The organism is Cellulomonas sp. C5510 (assembly GCF_019797765.1).
Classification (GTDB): Bacteria; Actinomycetota; Actinomycetes; order Actinomycetales; family Cellulomonadaceae; genus Cellulomonas.
Window position 1 is genome coordinate 3,896,128 of the sequence record NZ_CP081862.1, and the last position, 17,070, is coordinate 3,913,197.

Annotated in this window: 16 protein-coding genes; 7 read left to right on the forward strand and 9 right to left on the reverse strand. The window is 76.1% G+C overall.

The window, feature by feature from the left end; genetic code table 11:
• Positions 1–64 precede the first annotated feature (64 nt).
• The 3 genes from K5O09_RS17790 to K5O09_RS17800 all read left to right on the forward strand — a co-directional run bounded on the left by K5O09_RS17790 (position 65) and on the right by K5O09_RS17800 (position 1,775).
• A complete protein-coding gene (locus tag K5O09_RS17790; RefSeq protein WP_222170778.1) occupies positions 65–754 on the forward strand; it encodes a RadC family protein in 690 nt (229 codons plus the stop codon).
• Positions 755–760: 6 nt separating this feature from the next.
• Positions 761–1,195, forward strand: coding sequence for an NUDIX domain-containing protein (locus tag K5O09_RS17795; RefSeq protein WP_222170779.1), 435 nt, complete (start codon positions 761–763; stop codon positions 1,193–1,195).
• 103 nt (positions 1,196–1,298) lie between these two features.
• Positions 1,299–1,775, forward strand: coding sequence for a PPOX class F420-dependent oxidoreductase (locus K5O09_RS17800; protein ID WP_222170780.1), 477 nt, complete (start codon positions 1,299–1,301; stop codon positions 1,773–1,775).
• A 79-nt stretch (positions 1,776–1,854) separates the two neighbouring features.
• Here K5O09_RS17800 and K5O09_RS17805 read toward each other — a convergent pair whose 3' ends face one another.
• From K5O09_RS17805 to hisC, 8 genes are all read right to left on the reverse strand, one after another.
• Positions 1,855–3,384, reverse strand: coding sequence for a dihydrolipoamide acetyltransferase family protein (locus tag K5O09_RS17805; protein WP_222170781.1), 1,530 nt, complete (start codon positions 3,382–3,384; stop codon positions 1,855–1,857).
• A gap of 40 nt (positions 3,385–3,424) precedes the next feature.
• Positions 3,425–4,402: an alpha-ketoacid dehydrogenase subunit beta gene (locus K5O09_RS17810; protein WP_222172894.1), complete on the reverse strand. Its 978-nt coding sequence runs from the start codon at positions 4,400–4,402 to the stop codon at positions 3,425–3,427.
• 8 nt (positions 4,403–4,410) lie between these two features.
• Positions 4,411–5,535: a pyruvate dehydrogenase (acetyl-transferring) E1 component subunit alpha gene (gene pdhA / locus K5O09_RS17815; RefSeq protein ID WP_222170782.1), complete on the reverse strand. Its 1,125-nt coding sequence runs from the start codon at positions 5,533–5,535 to the stop codon at positions 4,411–4,413.
• 154 nt (positions 5,536–5,689) lie between these two features.
• Positions 5,690–5,962: a DUF805 domain-containing protein gene (locus K5O09_RS17820; RefSeq protein WP_222170783.1), complete on the reverse strand. Its 273-nt coding sequence runs from the start codon at positions 5,960–5,962 to the stop codon at positions 5,690–5,692.
• 55 nt (positions 5,963–6,017) lie between these two features.
• A complete protein-coding gene (locus K5O09_RS17825) occupies positions 6,018–6,458 on the reverse strand; it encodes a response regulator (RefSeq protein ID WP_222170784.1) in 441 nt (146 codons plus the stop codon).
• A gap of 2 nt (positions 6,459–6,460) precedes the next feature.
• Positions 6,461–8,035, reverse strand: coding sequence for an ATP-binding protein (locus K5O09_RS17830; RefSeq protein WP_222170785.1), 1,575 nt, complete (start codon positions 8,033–8,035; stop codon positions 6,461–6,463).
• Positions 8,032–9,267 carry a PP2C family protein-serine/threonine phosphatase gene (locus K5O09_RS17835; RefSeq protein ID WP_370635491.1) on the reverse strand — a complete coding sequence of 412 codons (1,236 nt, stop codon included), beginning with the start codon at positions 9,265–9,267 and terminating at the stop codon, positions 8,032–8,034. The genes K5O09_RS17830 and K5O09_RS17835 overlap by 4 nt, the downstream gene beginning before the upstream one ends.
• Before the next feature lie 61 nt (positions 9,268–9,328).
• The gene (hisC, locus tag K5O09_RS17840; protein ID WP_222170786.1) at positions 9,329–10,393 is read right to left on the reverse strand and encodes a histidinol-phosphate transaminase; all 1,065 of its coding nucleotides are present in this window, start codon (positions 10,391–10,393) and stop codon (positions 9,329–9,331) included.
• Positions 10,394–10,504: 111 nt separating this feature from the next.
• Between hisC and K5O09_RS17845 the strand changes: the two genes are divergently transcribed.
• The 3 genes from K5O09_RS17845 (at position 10,505) to K5O09_RS19470 (ending at position 13,724) form a co-directional block, all read left to right on the forward strand.
• The gene (locus K5O09_RS17845; protein ID WP_222170787.1) at positions 10,505–10,888 is read left to right on the forward strand and encodes a phage holin family protein; all 384 of its coding nucleotides are present in this window, start codon (positions 10,505–10,507) and stop codon (positions 10,886–10,888) included.
• Between the two features lie 166 nt (positions 10,889–11,054).
• Positions 11,055–12,296: a hypothetical protein gene (locus tag K5O09_RS17850; protein ID WP_222172912.1), complete on the forward strand. Its 1,242-nt coding sequence runs from the start codon at positions 11,055–11,057 to the stop codon at positions 12,294–12,296.
• A gap of 90 nt (positions 12,297–12,386) precedes the next feature.
• Positions 12,387–13,724 (forward strand): chaplin family protein, encoded by a 1,338-nt coding sequence (locus tag K5O09_RS19470; RefSeq protein WP_222170788.1) that lies wholly within the window; start codon positions 12,387–12,389, stop codon positions 13,722–13,724.
• A gap of 70 nt (positions 13,725–13,794) precedes the next feature.
• Here the strand turns inward: K5O09_RS19470 and K5O09_RS17860 are convergent, their stop codons facing one another.
• On the reverse strand, positions 13,795–15,387 hold the full coding sequence (locus K5O09_RS17860) for a methyl-accepting chemotaxis protein (RefSeq protein ID WP_222170789.1): 1,593 nt from the start codon (positions 15,385–15,387) through the stop codon (positions 13,795–13,797).
• Between the two features lie 175 nt (positions 15,388–15,562).
• Here K5O09_RS17860 and purB point away from each other — a divergent pair, with 175 nt between their 5' ends.
• Positions 15,563–17,050, forward strand: coding sequence for an adenylosuccinate lyase (gene purB, locus K5O09_RS17865; RefSeq protein WP_222170790.1), 1,488 nt, complete (start codon positions 15,563–15,565; stop codon positions 17,048–17,050).
• The last annotated feature ends 20 nt before the right edge of the window (positions 17,051–17,070 follow it).

Sequence of the window (17,070 nt, forward strand, 5' to 3'; positions counted from 1 at the left end):
ACCTGCGCAGCCGGGCCTGTGGACAACGGCGGTGGGCCGGTGCCCCGCCCCTAGCGTGGAGGACGTGACGCCCCTGATGCTCGCCGACCTCGAGCCCGACCAGCGCCCGCGGGAGCGCATGCTGCGCCTGGGGGCGGACGCGCTGTCCGACGTCGAGCTGGTGGCGCTGCTGCTCGGGTCGGGTCGGCGCGGGTCGAGCGCGCTGCAGACGGCGCGCGACCTGCTCGCGGCGCACGGTGGGCTCGCCGGCCTCGCGCGGTCCGCGTCCACGGACCTGCTCGCCCTGCCCGGGGTCGGCCCCGCCAAGGCGACCCGCGTGGTGGCGGCGCTGGCGCTCGCCCGGCGGTTCGGCAGCTCCGCGGACCGTCGGGAGACGGCCCGCACGCCCGCGGACGTGGTGCGGGTCGCGGCGCCGCTGCTGGCCGGTCCGCCCGACGGGCGCCTGGTCGTCGTCGCGGGCGACCGTGCCTCGCGGGTGCTGGGCGCCGTGGTGGTGCCGGGTGCGGACGTGCACGCGGAACCGTTCGACGCCCGCGACGTCCTCGCGGAGACGCTGCGCCGCGGGGGCGTCACGCTCGCGCTCGTGCACCGGCACGCGCCCGGGGACCCGGCGCCGCACGCGACGGACCGGGCGGCGACGGCGGCCGTCGCGGCGGGCGCGGCGCACTGCGGCATCCGGCTGCTCGACCACCTGGTGCTGGCGGGCGACGCGTGGACCAGCGTGGCGCCGGACCGCACCGCGGGGGCAGGATGACCGACCGTGCCCCTCGTCGACTCCTCCTCCGAGCCCTCCCCCGCGCACCCGCCCGTGATCCGCGTCGCCGCCGCCGTCATCACCGACGCGCACGGCCGGTGGCTGCTGGTCCGCAAGCGCGGCACCACCCGGTTCATGCAGGCAGGCGGGAAGATCGACCCCGGCGAGGACCCGGCCGGCGCCCTGGTGCGCGAGCTCGGCGAGGAGCTGGCCGTCGTCGTGGACCGCGCGCAGCTCCGGGAGGTCGGACGGCGCGAGACCGCTGCCGCGAACGAGCCCGGCCACCACCTGGTCGCGCACGTCTTCGTGGTCGACGGGGTCACCGACGCCGTGCCGACCGCGGAGATCGAGGAGGCCGTCTGGGTCACGCCCGAGGACGCCGCTCGGCTGCCGCTCGCCCCGCTCACCGCGGACCTGCTCGCGGAGGCCGTGCGGAGCTGACGACGCCGCACCCGCGCGGCGGCGCCCGCACCGGCGCACCCGGTGCGGCTCCCGCAGCACGACGGCCCGGCGACGACCGCACCGACCGCCTAGGGTCGGACGCATGGCCCGATCCATCGCGACGACCCGCACCGTCGACCTGCCCGAGCTCCTCGAGTTCGTCCGCCCGCGACACCACCTGCTGCTCGTGACCGCCCGCCGCGACGGCCGCCCGCAGGTGTCCCCGGTGAGCGGCGGCGTCGACGAGGCCGGGCGCGTCGTCGTGTCGACCTACCCGGGCCGGGCGAAGACGGTCAACGCCGAGCGCGACCCCCGCGTCTCGGTCGTGGTGCTGTCGGACGAGTGGGACGGCCCGTGGGTGCAGCTCGACGGCGACGCCGAGGTGCTGCACATGCCGGAGGCCGAGGACGCGCTCGTCGACTACTACCGCTGCATCGCCGGTGAGCACCCGGACTGGGACGAGTACCGCGCCGCGATGCGCGTGCAGGGCAAGTCGCTGATCCGCGTCACGCCGACGCGCTGGGGCCCGGTCGCCACGGGCGGCTTCCCGGCGGACGTCGCGGCCCGCCTGGACGGCTGAGGAACCGGGCCCCCGCAGGCGGGGACGCCGGCCCGGCGCCGACCCGGCACCCGGGCCGGCGCCGGCTCCGAAGCCGGCGTCAGCCCCAGACCAGCGCCTGCGCCGGGTCCGCCAGCACCGCGGCGACGTCGGCCAGCACCCGCGACCCGAGCTCCCCGTCCACCAGCCGGTGGTCGACGGACAGCGCGAGCTGCGTGACGTGGCGGATCTTGACCTTGCCCTTGTGCACCCACGGCTGCTCCCGGATGGCGCCGAACGCCAGGATCGCGGCCTCGCCGGGGTTGAGGATCGGGGTGCCGGTGTCGATCCCGAACACGCCGACGTTCGTGATGGTGATGGTGCCGTCGGACATGTCGCGTGGGGTGGTCTTCCCCGCACGGGCGGTCGCGGTGAGGTCCGCGAGCCCGAGCGCGAGGTCACGCAGGCCGAGCCGGTGCGCGTCCTTGATGTTCGGCACGACGAGCCCGCGCGGGGTCGCGGCGGCGATGCCGAGGTTCACGTAGTGCTTGTAGACGATCTCCTGCGCTGCCTCGTCCCAGGACGCGTTGACGTCCGGGTGGCGACGGACGGCGAGCAGCAGGGCCTTGGCGGCGATGAGCAGCGGCGTGACGCGGACGTCGCGGAACTCGCGGTCCTCCCGCAGGCGGGCGACGAGGCGCATCGTGCGGGTGACGTCGACGGTGTGGAACACCGTGACGTGCGGCGCCGTGAACGCGGAGGCGACCATCGCCTCCGCAGTGCGCTTGCGCACGGACTTCACGGGGACGCGGGTCTGCCGGCCGTCCGGGGAGACGGTGCCGGACGCGAGCCACGGCTGGTCGTCACCGGGGTAGGTGGCGAGCTGCCGGGCCTCGGCGGCGGCCTGGTGCGCGAGCACGTCCTCACGGGTGACGATGCCTCCCGGACCCGTGGGCTGGACGGACTCGAGGTCGACGCCGAGGTCACGGGCGAGCTTGCGGACCGGCGGCTTGGCGAGGGCGCGGGCGCCGGGGCGCAGCGCGGCGTCGCCGGGGGCCGCACCGGGCGCGGCGGCCGGCACGGGCACCGGGTCGGCCGACCGGGACGCGCCGGGGCCGGCGGTCGAGGGCCGCACGTCGGCGTCCGCGGGGGCGGGCGCCGCCGCACCGGCGGACGGGTCGCCCTCGGCTGAGGTGAACCGCGCCCGGCGCCGCGTCGGCGCGGCGGCCGTGCCGTAGCCGACGAGCACGGCGCCGCCGGCCTCCTCGGCGTCCGGCGCCGGGGCGTCCCCCGCAGCCGCCGCAGCCGCCTCGACCGGCTGCGCGTCCGACGTCGGGTCCTGCACCGCGACCTCCGGCCCCACGCCGGTGGCGCCGGGCGCGCCGCCCTCGGGCGCCGACCCGGTCGGGTCGGTGTCGATCTCGATGATCGGGGTGCCGACCTCGACCGTCTCGCCCTCCGCGACCAGCAGCCGCGTGACCACGCCCGCGTACGGGGACGGGAGGTCGACCAGCGACTTCGCGGTCTCGATCTCGACGATGGTCTGGTTGATCGCGACGGTGTCCCCGACGGCGACGTGCCAGGCGGCGATCTCGGCCTCGGTCAGGCCCTCGCCCGCGTCGGGGAGGCGGAACTGCTGGTAGGACGGCACGGGTGCTGCTCCCTGGGTGGGGGTGGGACGTCGGGCGGGGTCAGTGCGCGAGCACGCGGTCGACGGCGTCGAGGACGCGGTCGAGTCCGGGCAGGTACTCGTGCTCCAGCTTGGCGACGGGGTAGGGGGTGTGGAACCCGCCGACGCGGAGCACCGGCGCCTCGAGGTGGTAGAAGCACTCCTCCGTGACCCGGGCCGCGACCTCCGCCCCGGTGCCGTACAGCACGGGGGCCTCGTGCACGACCACGCAGCGGCCGGTGCGGCGCACCGACTCCACGACGGTGCCCACGTCCAGCGGGGAGATCGCGCGCAGGTCGACGACCTCGACCGACCGCCCCTCGGCGGCGGCCGCGTCCGCGACCTTGAGCGCGGTGGCGACGGTCGGGCCGTGGGCGACGAGCGTGACGTCGGTGCCGGGTCGCAGCACGCGCGCGCCGTCGAGGGTCGAGGGCGCCGCGACGGCGTCGGCGTCCGTGTCGACGTCGCCCTTCTCCCAGTACCGGCCCTTCGGCTCGAAGAACAGCACCGGGTCCGGCGAGGCGATCGCCTGCTGGATCATCGTGTACGCGTCCTGCGGGTCCGACGGGCTGACGACCCGCAGCCCGGCGGTGTGCGCGAACAGCACCTCGGGCGACTCGGAGTGGTGCTCGACCGCGCCGATCCCGCCGCCGTACGGCACCCGGATCACGACGGGCAGCGTGAGCCGCCCGCGCGACCGGTAGTGCATCTTCGACAGCTGCGTGGTGATCTGGTCGAACGCCGGGAAGATGAACCCGTCGAACTGGATCTCGCAGACCGGCCGGTACCCGCGCAGCGCGAGGCCGATCGCGGTGCCGACGATGCCGGACTCCGCGAGCGGGGTGTCGACGACGCGGTCCGTGCCGAAGTCCTTCGCGAGCCCGTCGGTCACCCGGAACACGCCGCCCAGGGTGCCGATGTCCTCGCCCATGAGCATGACCTTCGGGTCGCGCTCGAGCGCCTTGCGCAGGCCCGTGTTGATCGCCTTCGCGAACGTCATCCGCTGGCTCACCGGTCACCCCCCGTGAACGACGCCTCGTAGTCCTCGAACCAGGCACGCTCCGCGTCGACCACCGCGTGCGGCGTCGCGTACACGTGCTCGAACATGGTGCTCGTCTCCGGCCGGCCGAGCGCGCGGGCCGTGGTGCGGACCCGCTCGCCGAGCGCGTCGGCCTCGGCCGCCACCTCGGCGCGGAACGCGTCGGACAGCTCCCCGGTCGTCGTGAGGTGCGCGTCGAGCCGGTCGATCGGGTCGCGCTGCCGCCAGTAGTCCTCCTCCGCCGCCGACCGGTAGCGCGACGGGTCGTCGGAGGTGGTGTGCGCGCCCATGCGGTACGTGAACGCCTCGATCAGCGTGGGACCGCCGCCGGACCGCGCGCGCTCGGCGGCCTCCGCCGTGACGGCGTAGCAGGCGAGGACGTCGTTGCCGTCGACGCGCACGCTCGGCACACCGAAGCCCGGGCCGCGCGCGGCGAGCGGGACGCGCGCCTGGCGCGTGGTCGGCTCGGAGATCGCCCACTGGTTGTTCTGGCAGAACAGCACGAGCGGCGCGTTGTTCACGGCGGCGAACACCAGGGCCTCGTTGACGTCGCCCTGCGAGGTCGCCCCGTCGCCGAAGTACGTGACGACGGCCGTGTCCCGCTCGGGGTCGCCGGTGCCGACAGCGCCGTCGCGCTGCACGCCCATGGCGTAGCCCGTCGCGTGCAGCGTGTGCGAGCCGATCACCAGGGTGTACAGGTGGAAGCCGAGCGCGTCGGAGTCCCAGCCGCCGTGGTCGACGCCGCGGAACAGCGGCAGGATCTGCGTGAGGTCGAGGCCGCGGGTGTGCGCGACGCCGTGCTCGCGGTAGGACGGGAACACGTAGTCCTGCCGGGCGAGCGCCCGGCCGGAGCCGACCTGCGCGGCCTCCTGCCCGAGGCTCTGCGCCCACAGGCCGAGCTCGCCCTGCCGCTGCAGCGCGGTGGCCTCGGTGTCGAACCGCCGGACCAGCACCATGTCGCGGTACAGGCCGCGCAGCGCGTCGGCGTCCAGGTGGGCGACCCGGGGTGCGTAGTCGGGGTGGTCCACGCGCTCGCCCGCGGGCGTGAGCAGCTGGACCAGGCCGTCGTCGGTGAGCGGACCGCTGGGGCTCACGCGGTACTCCTTCGCCTGGGGGGCGCCCTCGGAGGACCGGGGGCCTGTCGTAACCTACGCCAGCGTAGGCTACGCAACCGTAGGTCCGAGGGCCCGGGGCGCGTCAAGACGGGCGGTCCCCCGTTGTGGGGTCCCGACAACCCCCGCCCCGCCGTCAGCGCGGGTAGCCGCCGCCCCCGACCCGGGCGCGCAGCTCGTCGACCTCGCGCTGCACCGGCCACCGGGAGTACGCGAAGACGAGGAACATCACCACGTTCACGACCGGCACGAGGCCGATGAGGATCCACCAGCCCGAGTAGCCGGCCTTCTGGATGATCCGGATGTAGGCGATCAGGACGATCAGCCAGACGGCCACCGCGACGACGAGCCCGACGCCACCGGTCAGCCACGCGACGACGTCGTTGTCCTGCCAGTCCGTGGTGTCCATGACGCCCAGCATGCTCGCCCGCGGGCGCGCGGGCGAGGGGTCGGGTGCCGGCGGGTCAGCGCTGCGGGAGGCGCACGACCTCGACGAAGAACTCGTCGATCTGGCGGACGACCTCGATGAAGCGGTCGAAGTCCACCGGCTTGGTGACGTACGCGTTGGCGTGCAGCGCGTAGGACCGCACGACGTCCTCCTCGGCCTCCGAGGTGGTCAGGACGACCACCGGGATGCTGCGCAGCTCCGCGTCGTTCTTCATCGCCTCGAGCACCTCGCGCCCGTCCACGCGGGGGAGGTTGAGGTCCAGCAGCACCAGGTCGGGCGTGCGGGCGTCGGCGTGCTCGCCCTCCTTGCGCAGGTACGCCAGCGCGCTCGCGCCGTCGGACACCACGGCGAGCCGGTTGGCGACCTTGTTGTCCTCGAACGCCTCGCGCGTCATGAGGACGTCGCCCGGGTCGTCCTCGACGAGCAGGACGTCGATGACCTTGCCGGTGCGTGCCACGCTCACTCCGTTCCGTCGGTGGGCTCCGGTGCGGACGCCTCGACGGCCGGCAGCGTCCAGCGGACGCTGGTGCCGGGACCGTCGGGCTCACCGAGCCAGATGCGACCGCCGTGGTACTCGACGATCTTCTTGCACAGGGCCAGGCCGATGCCCGTCCCCTCGTACAGGTCCTTCGGGTGCAGCCGCTGGAAGATCACGAAGACGCGGTCCGCGTACTGCGGGTCGATGCCGATCCCGTTGTCCCGGCACTCGACCTCCCAGAAGTCTCCCACCCGCTCGGCGGTGATCCGGACCACCGGCGGGCGCTCCGGGTCGCGGAACTTGATCGCGTTGCCGACGAGGTTCTGCAGGAGCTGGACGAGCAGCGGCCGCTCCCCGCGCACCACGGGCAGGTCCGCGTGCTCCACCACGGCGCCGGTGTCCGCCACCAGCTCCGCGAGGTTGTCCAGCGCGTCCGCGAGCGCGCCGTCGAGCGGCACGTCCGCCAGCTCGCCGCCGAGCCGGCCGACCCGGGAGAACCCCAGCAGGTCCTGGATCAGCTGCTGCATCCGCTTCGCACCGTCGACAGCGAACGCGATGTACTGGTCCGCGCGGTCGTCGAGCTGCCCGCCGTAGCGCTTCTGCAGCAGCTGCGTGAACGAGGAGATCTTGCGCAGCGGCTCCTGCAGGTCGTGCGACGCGACGTACGCGAACTGCTCGAGGTCCCGGTTCGACCGTCGCAGCTCCTCCGCCTGCTCGCTGAGGCGGTCGTGCGCCTCGCTGATCTCCGCGCGGGACGCCTCGACCTCCTGCACCTGCGCCACCAGGTGCAGCCGCATCCGCTCGACGGCCTCCGCGAGCTCCGCGATCTCGCCGGGCCCGGTGGTCCGCACCTCGTGGTGCAGGTCGCCGCCGCTCACCACCCGTGCGTCGGACGCGAGCGCGTCGAGCGGGGCGGTGACCCACCGGCGCAGCGTGCCCCACAGCGCGACCCCCGCGACGGCTCCGGCGACGACGAGCGCGAACAGCGAACCGATGACGATGCGCGTCCAGGCGGCCAGGTCGGAGGCGGCCTCGTCACGGCCCACGCGCAGCACGTCCAGGTACGCCTCGACGGCGACGCGCGTGCCGTCGAAGAGCACGCGGCCCTGCTCGACCTCCTCCGGCGTCACCGCCGACGGCCCGTCCGCCGCGACGGCGGCGATGGTCGGGGCGGCGAACTCCGCGTCCCAGCGCTCGGCGGCGGCCACCGCGGCGTCCGCCGCCTCCCGCACCGCCGCGTCGCGCGAGTCCGAGCGCAGCGCCGAGGTGGCACCGGACGCCCTCTCGTAGGGCTCCAGCGTGCCGTCGAACCCGGTCAGCGCGTAGCCGCGCACCGCCGTCTCGGCGTCGACGAGGCGGGTGTAGGCCGACTCCGCCTCGGTGATGGCGACGAAGTAGCCGTCGGTCACCAGGTCCTGGCTGTCCAGCATCCGCCACAGCGCGACCGCGGCCCCCACCGTCACCAGGCCGAGCACCACGGCCCCGGCGACCAGCGCACGGCCGAGCCTGCGCCGCAGCGTGACGGTCGTGCGCACCGCCGCCTGCGAGGCGCTCACGCGGGTGCCCCCGACCAGCCGAGGACCACGACCGCGGTGTCGTCCACCAGCTCCCCGCCGTGCCGGCTGCGGACCTCGTGCAGCACCTCGTGCACGACCTGGTGGGGCGGGGCCGTCCTGACCGCGCCGTCCACCACGTCCAGCAGGCCCTGCTTGCCGATGCGCTCGTGGGTGCCGTCGACCGTGGCCTCCAGGACGCCGTCGGTGTACATCATGAGGCGCCAGGACTCCCCGAGGTCGAGCCGCCGGGGCGACCACGTGCCGTCGACGGGGATGCCCAGCGCCCGCCCCCGCAGGTCCGTCGGCAGCAGGTCGGACGGACGCGACCCTCCGTCCCCGACGAGGATGGGCACCGGGTGCCCCGCCAGGTACAGGTCCACCGAGCCGCGGTCCGGGGCGACCTCGACCATCGACATCGTCGTGAACACCTCGGCGCGGGTCCGCTCCGAGAGGAGCACCCGCTCCAGCAGCGGCAGCAGCTCGCCCGTCGGGACGTCCGCCAGCACCAGCGTCCGCCAGGCGGTGCGCAGCACGGCGCCGAGCGCCGCCTCGTCCGGCCCGTGGCCGCACACGTCCCCGACGACCGCCAGGACGGTGCCGTCCGGGCGCTCCACGACGTCGTAGAAGTCGCCGCCGAGCACGCCGTCCCGTCCGGCCCGGTACCCGACCAGCACCTCGAGCGCGTCGTCCCGCACGGCCGGGCGCGGCAGCAGCGCGCTCTCGAACCGCACGGTCTCCTCCGCGCGCACCATGCTGCGGTACAGCGCGCGGTCGACCGCCTGCAGGCGCCGGCGCTGGACGGCGTACCGCACGGACCGGCTGAGCAGCTCGCCGTCGACCTCACCCTTGACCAGGTAGTCCTGCGCCCCCGCAGCCACCGCCCGCAGGCCCGTCCCGGTGTCGGACCGTCCGGTGAGCACGACCACCGCCGGGGCGCCGGCCGCGAGCAGCCGCTCGAGGGCCCCGAGCCCCACGGCGTCCGGCAGGCCGAGGTCCAGGAGCACGCAGTCGACGTCGAGCAGGGCCGTGGCCTCGTCCAGCGTGCGGGCGCGCGCGAGCCGGACGTCGAGCCCGGCGTCCGCCAGGTGCTCCTCGACCAGCAGCGCGTCGCCGTCGTCGTCCTCGACGAGCAGCACGGCGATCGGACCGCCGATCGCCGGGTCGGCCGGGTCGGGTGCGGCGCCGGGCCAGCCCGACGGGGTCGCACCGTCGGCGGTCGTGCTGTCCGTCACCGGGCCCCCTTCGTCGAGCTGGTCGCAGCATAGGCGAGCCGTGGCGGGCCGCAACGGGAGGTCAGTGGCGGAACTCGGCCGCGACCTCGAGCACCACGTCCGTCGCCTCCGGCTCCCCGACGCTGATCCGGACGCCGTCGCCCGCGAACGGCCGCACGAGCACGCCGGCGCGCGTCGCCTCGGCGGCGAAGCGCGCCGCGTCGTCCCCCACGCCGAGCCAGACGAAGTTCGCCTGGCTGTCCGGGAGGTCCCAGCCGTGGGCGCGCAGACCCGCGAGCATCCGGGTGCGCTCCCGCACGATGCGGTCCACGCGGTCGAGCAGCTCCGCGGATGCGCGCAGCGACGCCACCGCGGCGAGCTGCGCCAGGTGGGAGACCCCGAACGGCGTCGACGCGGCGCGGATGCCTGCGGCGAGCCGCGAGTCGGCCACCGCGTACCCGACCCGCAAGCCGGCGAGCCCGTAGGCCTTGGAGAACGTGCGCAGCAGCACCACGTTCGGGCGGGCCGCCAGCACCGCCAGCCCGTCCGGCGCGGCGGGGTCGCGGACGAACTCGGCGTACGCCTCGTCCAGCACCACCAGGACGTCCCGTGGGACGGCCGCGAGGAACGCGTCCAGCTCGTCGGCGTGCACCGCCGGGCCCGTGGGGTTGTTGGGCGTGCAGACCAGGACCACCCGGGTGCGGTCCGTGACGGCCGCGGCCATCGCCGGCAGGTCCAGCCGCCCGTCCGCCGCCACGGGGACCGGCACGCCGGTCGCGCCCGCCAGCGTGACCATGATCGGGTAGGCCTCGAACGACCGCCACGGGTGCACGACCTCGTCGCCCGCGTCGCAGAACGCCGCCAGGACGTGCCCGAGCACCGCGACCGACCCGCACCCCGCGACGACCTGGTCCGCGCCGACGCCCAGGTGGCCCGCCAGGGCCTCGGTCAGCTCCGTGGCGTACATGTCCGGGTAGCGGTTGACGTCCACCGCGCCGTCCGCGATCGCCGCCACCACCGACGGCAGCGGCGGGTACGGGTTCTCGTTGGAGGAGAGCTTGTAGGCCGCCGCACCGACCGGCACCCGCGCACCCGGGACGTACGGGGGCAGCGTGGCGAGGGCGGGACGCAGGGGGACGCGCTTCACGCCGCCAGGATGCCACCGCACGCCCGCCGCCCGGCCGGGCGGGTCACTGGGCGGGACGCTGGCGAGCCGGATCCCCTGCCGCACCCGCGCAGGGGATGGCACGATCGACCCATGAGCTTCCTCCTGCGCGTCCTGATCAGCGGCGTCGCCCTGTGGCTCGCCGAGGTGCTGCTGCCGGGCATCTCGATCGTCGGGGCGGACACCACCGGCGGTGAGATCGGCGTGCTCCTCGCGGTCGCGCTGGTCTTCGGCATCGTCAACGCGATCGTCAAGCCGATCGTCCACGTGCTGTCGATCCCCCTGTACATCCTCACGCTCGGGCTGTTCACGCTCGTGGTCAACGCGCTGATGCTCATGCTCACCGCGTGGATCACCGAGCAGACGTCCTGGGGTCTGCGGATCGACGACTTCGGCGACGCGTTCGTCGGGGCGCTGATCGTGTCGGTCGTGTCGTTCGCGCTGAGCGTCGCGATCCCGCGCAGCCGCCGGGACTGACCCCGACCGCCGAGGGCAGCCGCGTCGACGCAGGCCACGCCCTCGCCGTCACCCGACCGGAGCAACCTCCTGTTGCCGCGCCCCACGGGCGTGCCTAGCGTCGATGTGGTCCGGGCCACACCGATGACGGTGCGGCCCACGCCGGAGGCTTCAGGGGGGAGTCGCCATGTCGACGCGACAGCGCAGTGCACCGCAGGTGCGCTCCGTCGCGTCCCGGTGGCTCCGCCGCGGGCTGTTCGCCGCGGGCGGGCTGACGCTCGCCGGCTCGGCGATGATCGCCCTCGCGCCCGCCGCCTCCGCCGAGGAGGCCCCGCCCACCGGACCCGTCGGGTCGCTGCTCGGCGGCGTCGGCGGCCTGGTCGGCGCGGTCGTGGAGCCCGTCGCGGAGCAGGTGCTGGCACCGGTCGTCGAGGCCGTGACGCCGGCGGCGCCGGCTCCCGCGCCGGCCCCACCCGCCCCGGCTCCGGCACCCGCTGCACCGGCGCCCGCACCCGCCGCGCCGCCGGCCGCCGCGCCGCCCGCGACCACCGCGCCCGAGGCACCGGCCTCCGGCCCGGGCGGAGCCCTCGCCACCGTGACCACGCCCGTCGGGGAGCACGTCGTGACGCCGGTGGCCGAGACCCTCGCACCCGTGACCGAGGCGCTCGCGGACCAGGTCGTCGCGCCGCTGGCCACCGCGACCGAGCCGCTGGCGCCCGTGGTCGACCCGCTGGTCGAGCGCGTGGTCCGGCCGGCGACCCAGGGGCTCGCCGGCCCGCTGCTCGGCGCGCTCGCGCCGGCCGCCACGCCCGTGCTCGACGGGATCGCCCCCGCGCTGCTGCCGGTCACCGGCCCGCTCGCGGGCGTGCTCGACCCGGTGCTGGGCGCCGTCGACGGCACCCCCGTCGGGTCCGTCGTCGACCCGGTCGTCGAGCTGCTCGACCCCGTCACCGGTGGCCTGCTGCCCACCGCGCCCGTCCCCGGCCCGCCCGTCGAGCCCGGCCTGCCCGCGCCCCCCGGGGCGCCGTCGCCGCACAGCCGGGGCGCGGCCGGGGTCCTCGACGCGACGGCGGGGGCCACGGTCACCGGCACCTCCGGACCCGCGGCCGCGACCTCGCGGACCGGAGCCGGCTCGGTCGGGGTCGGCGGCGCGACCGCGGGCGACGACGACGCCGGTGTCGCCCCCGCGGACCTCGTCGCGCCGCTCGGCGGCCGTGACGGCGTGCCGAGCGCACCGCTCCCGGGCGCACCGGCCCCGGCCGGCACGGGCCTGTCGGGCAGCCAGGTCCGCGGCTCCGCCGGGTCGGACACGGCGGCCGTCCTCGTCGGCGGCGTCGTCGCGCCGACCGCCTCCCGTCTTCTCGCCGTGGCCCGCGGCCACGTCACGCTCCCCCTCCGCCTCCGCGAGGTCCCCGTCTCCCCTGCCTGAGTCCGGCCCGGCGCCGACGACGTCTCGTCGCCCGCGCACCGAGGCCCCGCGCCGCACGGCGCACACCGACTCACCGCAAGGAGCAGGACCATGCACGCATCCGTTCGACGAGCGCTCCAGACAGCGCTCCTCACCGGCGGCCTCGTCGTCGCCGGGGCCGCCGCGGCCCACGCGGCCGACGACGACGGCCTCCTGGCCGGCCTGGGGGTGGACGCCCCCGTCGACGTCTCCGTGGACGTGAGCGGCCTCGCGGCCGGCGTCCTCGGCGACGCCACCGTGGACCAGGCAGCCGCACCCGCGGCGACCACCACGCCCGCACCGGCGACCACCGCCACCACGACGGGCGGCGACTCCGACGGCCTGGCCTCCGGGGCGGACGTCGCGGCACCCGTCCAGGTGCCGGTCGACGTCTCCGCCGTGGCGGTCGGCGTCCTCGGCGACGCCTCGGTCGAGCAGGCCGCGGCACCCGCGGCGACCACCGCCGAGCCCGCCGCCCCGACCGCGACGGTCGAGCAGGGCGACAGCGAGGGCGCCGCGTCCGGCGCCGCCGTGGCCGCCCCGGTCCACGTGCCCGTCACGGTCGACGACGTCGCGCTCGGCCTGCTCGGCGACGCGGCGGTGACCGACACCGCCGGCACCCCGGGCACCGGCACCACCGATGCCCCGGAGGCCACCGTCGACAGCGGCGACTCCGACGGCATCGCCTCCGGTGCCGGCGTGGCCGCGCCCGTCTCGATCCCCGTCACCATCGGGGACGTCTCCCTCGGGCTGCTCGGCGACTCCGCGGTGACCGGCGGGTCCGGCACCGGGGGCACCGGCACCGACGCCCCCAGCGCCGAGGTCGGCTCCGGCGACAGCGACGGCGCCCTGGCGGGCACCGGCGTGGCCGCACCGGTCTCGATCCCCGTCACCGTCGGGGACCTCGCGCTCGGCCTCGTCGGCGACGCCACCGTCGTCGGCGGCACCGGCACCGCCGGGAGCTCCGACGCACCGGACGCCGCTGTCGGCGGCGGTGACTCCGACGGGCTGCTGGCCGACCTGGGGGTCGCCCTGCCGGTCTCCGTGCCGGTGACCGTCGGCGACCTCGCGCTCGGCCTGATCGGCGACGCGACCGTCACCGACGCGACGCAGCCGGGAACCACCGACCCCGGCACCACCGACCCCGGCACCACCGACCCGGGCACCACCGACCCCGGCACCACGGAGCCCGAGGCCGTCGCCCCGGTGTCCCTCGTGTCGTCCGAGGTGCTGGCCGCAGGCGGCGTGGTCACGGCGGTGGAGGCCGCGACCACCGGAGCCCGCAGCGCCATGGTGCCGGCGGCGCTCGCGTCGACCGGCGCCCCGGCCGGCATCCCGGTGCTGCTCGCGGTGGGCCTCCTGGCCCTCGGCGTGCTGCTGCGCCGGCTCCCCCGGGTGGTCCTGCGCTGACCGCCCCCTGACGCCACCGGCCGGTGACGGGTGCGGGCCCGTCACCGGCCGGTGGTCGCGCGCAGACGCGCTACGAGGCCCGGAAGGACCTGGCCATCTCCCGCTGCTCGTCCAGCACCTCGCCGATCCGGGCCTGGACCTCGTCCATGCGCCGGATCGTCGTGCTGACGGAGTCGATGCCGCGGGACACCGTCGCGGTGTTGGCCTGGATGTCGGCGACCTGCTGCTCCACGCGGGACGTCGCCGCGGACGTGCCGCCGGCGAGGTCCTTCACCTCGGTGGCGACGACGGCGAAACCCCGGCCCGCCTGCCCGGCCCGGGCGGCCTCGATCGTGGCGTTGAGGGCGAGCAGGTTGGTCTGGTCGGCGATCGAGGAGATGACGCGGATGACGTCCCCGACCGCGGACGACGACGCCTCGAGCGTGCGGACCTCCTCCGCCATGGCCGCCGTCTGCGCAACCGCCTCCTCCGCGACCCGCACCGCCTCGGACGCGCTCTCGGAGAGCCGGGCGACGCTGCCGAGCAGCGCCTCGGACGCGGCGCGGTCGCGGGCGGCGGCCCGCAGGATGTCGAGGCGCTGGGAGACCAGGCGGGCGACGTTGCGCAGCGAGCCGCGACGGCTGTCGGACAGCTCGATGCTCTCGCTGGTGAAGAAGTCCATCGTGCCGAGCACCTCGTCGCCGACGACCACCGGCAGGCAGACGCCCGAGCGGACCCCCGCGCGCTGGGCGGCGGGCGCCCGGACGCAGTCGGTGAGCTCCCCGAGGTCCCGCACGAACACCAGGTCGCGTGCGCGCCACGCCCGCCCGGCCAGCCCGACACCCTCGGCGAAGCTCGCCGCGAGGGTGACCTCGCGGAACTCCTCGCCCGCGGTGCCGGACTCGACCTGGAACCGCAGCACCCGCGCCTCCGGGTCGACGGCCCAGTACGAGCCGTACTCCCAGCCGAACTCCTCGCGCACCGTGTCGAGCGCGGTCCGCAGCGCGTCCTCCTCGTCGGTGCACGCGCCGACCCGGGTGACGGACGTCGTGACGGCCTGCTGGTCGCGGGCGACCTCGGCGATCGCCTCCGCGCCGCGCCGCGCCTCCAGGACCTGGGACACGGTGCGCGCGAGCACGTCGAGCACGAGCACCTGCTCCGGGCCGTCGTCGCGGACGTCGCGGGACAGGAAGTCGAGCACCGCGACCACGGCGCCGTCCCGCCACAGCGGCAGCGACATCGCACCGCGGGCGCCGGCGCGCAGGAACGCCTCGCCGCGCACGCAGTTGGTGGCGTGCTCCCGCAGGTCGGCCACCGGCAGCACGCCGTCCCGCTGCCACGCCACACCGCAGAGCCCGACGCCCTGCGGCATCCGGTAGTCCGGCGTCATGCGCGTCAGCTCCGCCGACAGCTCGCCGCGCTGGGCCACGAACGCCAGGTCGCGGTGCTCGGGGTCGACGCGCCAGGCGGAGGCGTAGTCGAAGCCCAGCCCCGCGCGGACGGCCTCCAGCACGTCCGCGAGTCCGCCGTCCGCCGGCCCGTCGACCGCGCCGACGCCGGCGGGCCGCAGGGCGCCGAGCGCCCGGACCACGTCGTCCAGCGCCTGCAGCTCGCGCCGGACGTCCGCCCCGCCCCGCTCCGCGTCCTCGGCGGCACGGCGGCGCCGACCCCACGATGCACCCATCCGTCGTCCCCCTGCTCGCACACCTCCGGCGCGCGTCTGCTCCGCGCGCCCACCCCCTCAGTCGTCTCCCGATCGGCGCGGCCCGGGGCGGACTGAGGGTTCGGGCGCACCCGGCCGCCCCCGGGGCGACCGCACGACCGGTCCCGGGCGGGGCGTCCGTGGGAGGATGCGGCCCATGCCCGCGCCCGACCGCACCCCGTCCGCCGCGCCCGCCGCCGCGCCGACCGCGCACGCCACGCGCGTGCCGCTCGCGGAGATCGACCCCCCGCTGGCCCTCGGCCCGCTGGACGGACGGTACCGGCGCACGGTCGCCCCTCTGGTGGACCACCTGTCGGAGGCGGCGCTGAACCGGGAGCGCGTGCACGTCGAGGTCGAGTGGCTGATCCACCTCACGTCCCACCGGGTCGTGCCGGGCGCCCCCGAGCTGTCGGCGGAGGAGCAGGCGTACCTGCGCGGCGTGGTGACCGGGTTCGGCGCCACGGACGTCGCGCGGCTCGCCGAAATCGAGCGGACCACGGTGCACGACGTGAAGGCCGTCGAGTACCTGCTCAAGGAGCGCATCGCCGCGGCACCCGACGTCCTGGGCCCCGGCACCGTGCTGCCCTCCGTCTCGGAGCTGGTCCACTTCTGCTGCACCAGCGAGGACGTCAACAACCTGTCGTACGCGCTCATGGTGCGCGGGGCGGTGCAGGACGTCTGGCTGCCGGCCGCCACGGGCCTGGTCGACGACCTCGCGACGATGGCGCGGGACCTGGCCGACGTCCCGATGCTGGCGCTGACGCACGGGCAGCCCGCCACGCCGACGACGCTCGGCAAGGAGCTCGCCGTCCTGGCCCACCGGCTCCGCCGCCAGCTCCGTCGGGTCGCCGGCGCGGAGTTCCTCGGCAAGCTCAACGGCGCGACCGGCACCTACGGGGCACACGTCGTCGCGGTCCCGGGGGCCGACTGGCCGGAGGTCAGCCGCACGTTCGTCGAGCACCTCGGGCTGACGTGGAACCCGCTGACCACGCAGATCGAGTCGCACGACTGGCAGGCGGAGCTCTACGCCGACGTCGCGCGCTTCAACCGGGTGCTGCACAACCTCGCCACGGACGTGTGGACGTACATCTCGCGGGGCGTCTTCGTGCAGATCCCGGTCGCCGGCGCCACCGGGTCCTCGACGATGCCCCACAAGGTGAACCCGATCCGCTTCGAGAACGCCGAGGCCAACCTCGAGCTGTCGTGCGCGCTGCTCGACACCCTGGCCTCGACGCTCGTCACGAGCCGGCTGCAGCGCGACCTCACGGACTCCACCACGCAGCGCAACATCGGCCCGGCGTTCGGGCACTCGCTGCTGGCGGTCGACAACGTGCGCCGCGGCCTGGGGGCCCTGTCCGTGGACCGCGAGCTGCTGGAGCGCGAGCTCGACCAGAACTGGGAGGTGCTGGGCGAGCCGGTGCAGTCGGCGATGCGCGCCGCGGCCGTCTCCGGGGTCACCGGGATGGAGAACCCGTACGAGCGGCTCAAGGAGCTGACGCGCGGCCGGCGGCTCACCGCGGACGACATGCGGGAGTTCATCGCCGGGCTCGGCCTGCCCGAGGACGTGGCCGCGCGGCTGACCGCCCTCACCCCCGGCGGCTACACCGGGCTCGCGGCCGACCTGGTCGGGTACCTGGACGACTGACCGGCGGGGCCGGCCGCTCA

What these genes read in the sequence shown, in the direction of transcription:
- K5O09_RS17800 (WP_222170780.1), top strand. Translation starts at nt 1,299, where the DNA reads ATGGCCCGATCCATCGCGACGACCCGCACCGTCGACCTGCCCGAGCTC.
- K5O09_RS17810 (WP_222172894.1), bottom strand. Translation starts at nt 4,402, where the DNA reads ATGACGTTCGCGAAGGCGATCAACACGGGCCTGCGCAAGGCGCTCGAG.
- K5O09_RS17820 (WP_222170783.1), bottom strand. Translation starts at nt 5,962, where the DNA reads ATGGACACCACGGACTGGCAGGACAACGACGTCGTCGCGTGGCTGACC.
- K5O09_RS17845 (WP_222170787.1), top strand. Translation starts at nt 10,505, where the DNA reads ATGAGCTTCCTCCTGCGCGTCCTGATCAGCGGCGTCGCCCTGTGGCTC.
- K5O09_RS17850 (WP_222172912.1), top strand. Translation starts at nt 11,055, where the DNA reads ATGTCGACGCGACAGCGCAGTGCACCGCAGGTGCGCTCCGTCGCGTCC.
- K5O09_RS19470 (WP_222170788.1), top strand. Translation starts at nt 12,387, where the DNA reads ATGCACGCATCCGTTCGACGAGCGCTCCAGACAGCGCTCCTCACCGGC.
- K5O09_RS17860 (WP_222170789.1), bottom strand. Translation starts at nt 15,387, where the DNA reads ATGGGTGCATCGTGGGGTCGGCGCCGCCGTGCCGCCGAGGACGCGGAG.
- purB (WP_222170790.1), top strand. Translation starts at nt 15,563, where the DNA reads ATGCCCGCGCCCGACCGCACCCCGTCCGCCGCGCCCGCCGCCGCGCCG.